1 protein-coding gene is annotated in these 2,468 nt (G+C 77.4%); it reads left to right on the top strand.

What is annotated here, in order from left to right; all coding sequences use genetic code 11:
- The first annotated feature begins 134 nt into the window (after window positions 1-134).
- Entirely contained in the window at window positions 135-2,291 is a 2,157-nt protein-coding gene (locus GYH36_RS18990; RefSeq protein WP_162290687.1) for an acyltransferase family protein, read from the top strand.
- The last annotated feature ends 177 nt before the right edge of the window (window positions 2,292-2,468 follow it).

Here is a 2,468-nt window from a genome sequence, read left to right as displayed (position 1 = left end):
TGGTTCCTTTACCACCCCCCGTCTTCGCATCCTGCCGCCGGGGGGGGGCGTCGCGACCCCCCCCCCCCCCCCCCCCCGGGGGCGCGGGGGGCCCGCCCCCCCCCCCCCCCCCCCCGCCTCTCTATCATCGTGCGGTGACCTCTCCCCGGACCGAGCTCCGCACGCACCCCCCGCGGCACGCCGCGGCCCGTGCGTCCGCGGGCACGCCGACCGCGCCCCGGACCGACGTCCAGGCGCTGCGCGCGATCGCGGTGGGCGCGGTCGTCCTCAACCACCTGTGGCCGAACCGCCTCCCGGGCGGCTACGTGGGCGTCGACGTCTTCTTCGTCATCTCCGGCTTCCTCATCACGTCCCACCTGCTCAAGGAGCTGCTCGCGACGGGCCGCGTGCGCCTCGCGACGTTCTACGCGCGCCGCGTCCGGCGCCTCCTGCCCGCGGCGCTCCTCGTGCTCACGGTCTCCGCCGTCGCGGTCTGGGCGTTCCTGCCGTACACCGCGTGGACGCGCAGCGCGCAGGAGATCGCCGCCTCGGCGTTCTACGTGGAGAACTGGGCGCTCGCCGCGCAGTCGGTGAACTACTCCGCGCTCAACGAGGACGCCACGGTCGCGCAGCACTACTGGTCGCTGTCGGTCGAGGAGCAGTTCTACCTCCTGTGGCCGCTCCTGCTGGTCGGGCTCTACCTCCTCGCCGTGCGGGGAGGACGGCTCGCCACGCGCCCGCGCCGCGTCGTCGCCGCCGGGGTCGCCGTCGTCGGGGCGCTCTCGCTCGTCCTGAGCGTCGTCATGACCGTCCGCTCGCCGAGCGAGGCGTACTTCGTCACGCCGGTGCGCTTCTGGGAGTTCGCGCTCGGCGGCCTGCTCGCCCTGGGCGCGACGCGCGTGCGGCTCACGGCCCCGTGGGCGAACCTGCTCGCGATCGCGGGGTTCGCCGCGATCGCGGTCACGGCGGCCGCGTACGGGCCGAGCACGCCGTTCCCCGGATGGCTCGCCGCGGTGCCCGCGCTCGGCACGGCCGCGGTGATCCTCGCCGGCACCGAGCGGCGGCCCCTCCTGCACGACCGGGTGACCGCGCTGCGCCCCGTCCAGGTGCTCGGCGACGTGTCGTACTCGGTGTACCTGTGGCACTGGCCGCTGATCGTCGTCGCGCCGTTCGCCCTGAGCCGCTCGCTCACGACGGTCGACAAGCTCGGGATCGCCGTCGCGTCGGTCGCGCTCGCGTGGGTCACCAAGGCGCTCGTCGAGGACACGGGACGGTCGTGGCGCTGGGCCTCGGTGCGTCCGCGGCGGTCGTTCGCCGTCATGGTCGTGGGCATGGCCGTCGTCGGCGCGCTCGCGCTCGGGCTGCACGCCGCCTCCGGCCGGGAGGCGACCGCGGCGGAGCAGCGGGCGCAGGAGGCGGCCGCCGCCGACGCGGCGTGCTACGGGCCGGCGGCGCTCACGCCGGGCGCCGCGTGCGACGACCCGTTCGGCCCCGCCGCGAACCCCGTCCTCGGCGACGAGAGCACGTACTACGTCCTCGACCACCCCGACGCGTGCGGCGAGCCGCAGTCCCGCCTCCAGGTGGGCGACACCCGGACGACGACGCACTGCGACTTCGGCGGCGGGGACGACGCACCGCGCGTGTGGCTCATGGGCGACTCGCACGCGCAGCAGTGGCAGGCGCCCGTCCTCGCGCGCGCCGCGGCGGAGGGCTGGGACGTGACGCTCAGCTTCCTGGGCGCGTGCCCGCCCGCCGAGGTCGAGTACGTCGGCTACCGCGGCAACCCGGCGACCGCGGAGAAGCGCGCGCAGTGCGACGAGTGGCGCGACGCCGTGCACGCCGAGATCGCGGCGGAGCGGCCGGACATGGTGCTCACGTCGAGCTTCGCGCGCGCCGAGCAGGTGGACGACGGGTCCGGACGGTCGGAGTCCGAGCAGTACGTCGAGGGCTTCCGGTCGTACTGGGAGCCGTGGACCGCCGCCGGCATCGACGTCGTCGTCCTCGGCGACCCGCCGATGAACGGGATGGTGCGCGACAAGGACTGCGCGATCCTCAACGCCGAGGCGCCGGTCGAGTGCGCGGTCGAGCGCGCCGTCGCGCAGCCCGCGGACCCCATGCTCGAGGCGGCGAGCGAGCCGACGCAGGGCCCCGGGCGGCTCGTGCCGGTCGACCTCAGCGACCGCTTCTGCGACGCCGAGCGCTGCTACGCGGTCGTGGGCGGGCTCCCCGTCTACGCCGACCGCGACCACCTCAACAAGCAGTACGCGCTCGGCCTCGAGCCCGACCTCGCCGCGGCGGTCGCAGGCCTGTGAGGCCGGGCGCGGCGCCCCGGCGCCCCGCCCCGCCCCCGGGGGCCGCGCGCCCCCCGCGGGCCCCCCCCCGCGCCCCATGGGGGGGGGGGCGCCCCCCCCCCCCCCCCGCCCGCCCCCCCCGGGGGGGGGCGCCCGGGGGGGGGGGGGGGGGGGGGGCCCGGGCCCCGGGGGGGGGGG

This window comes from Cellulosimicrobium composti (assembly GCF_010287905.1).
Taxonomy (GTDB): Bacteria; Actinomycetota; Actinomycetes; order Actinomycetales; family Cellulomonadaceae; genus Cellulosimicrobium; species Cellulosimicrobium composti.
This window is presented reverse-complemented; position numbering and strand designations above follow the sequence as displayed.